The organism is Kitasatospora nipponensis (genome assembly GCF_039528135.1).
GTDB lineage: Bacteria > Actinomycetota > Actinomycetes > Streptomycetales > Streptomycetaceae > Kitasatospora > Kitasatospora nipponensis.
In genome coordinates, this window is sequence record NZ_BAAALF010000795.1 from 1 (window position 1) to 655 (window position 655).

The 655-nt window shown below is 67.2% G+C and carries 1 protein-coding gene; it reads left to right on the forward strand.

Annotated features, from left to right (window positions below; translation table 11 throughout):
• Positions 1-250: 250 nt before the first annotated feature.
• Positions 251-655: MBL fold metallo-hydrolase (locus ABD323_RS43390; RefSeq protein WP_486327184.1), on the forward strand; the 405-nt coding region annotated here is incomplete at its 3' end.

Consider the following 655-nt stretch of genomic DNA (forward strand, 5'->3'; position numbering starts at 1 on the left):
CCTCCTGGGAGTGCCCATGTCGGGGTGGGGCCGTGAGGCGCAGTCAGAAAGGCGGCAGTTTGGGGTGATCTGCCCCTGACAGGCGCGCTGACAGGGAGTATTGGGCACCCCGGCGGGGCGGCACAAGACTTTTGTCGCGGGCGCCGGGTGTCAGCGCGGCGGGCGGGTCCGGCGCATGGACAGATGGGATGATTTGGGGTCATTGCGCGGTGTTCGCCGTGTGTGGGTCGGTGTGGAGATGAGGGCCTGGATGCCGTCCGAGCTGGTCTACAGCGTGCATACCGCCGGGGAGCCGGGGATGTACAAGACGTCGGTGCTGGTGACCGGGGAGCGTGAGGCTCTTCTGATCGACGGTCAGTTCACGCTTGCCGAGCAGCATCGGGTGCTGGCCGATGTCATCGACTCGGGGAAGCGGTTGACAACGGTGTTCGTCAGCGCGGCCGACCCGGACTACTACTTCGGACTGCAGGTCATCCGGCAGGCGTTCCCGGATGTGCGGGTGGTGTGCACCCCCGCCACGCTGGCCAAGATCGAGGCGACCTGGAAGGCGAAGCTCGAGACCTGGGCCCTCCTGGGGGCGAACCTGGCGACGGAGGTGGTGATCCCCGAGCTGCTGGGGTCGGACCGCTTCGAGTTGGAGGGGCACGTCTTCGAG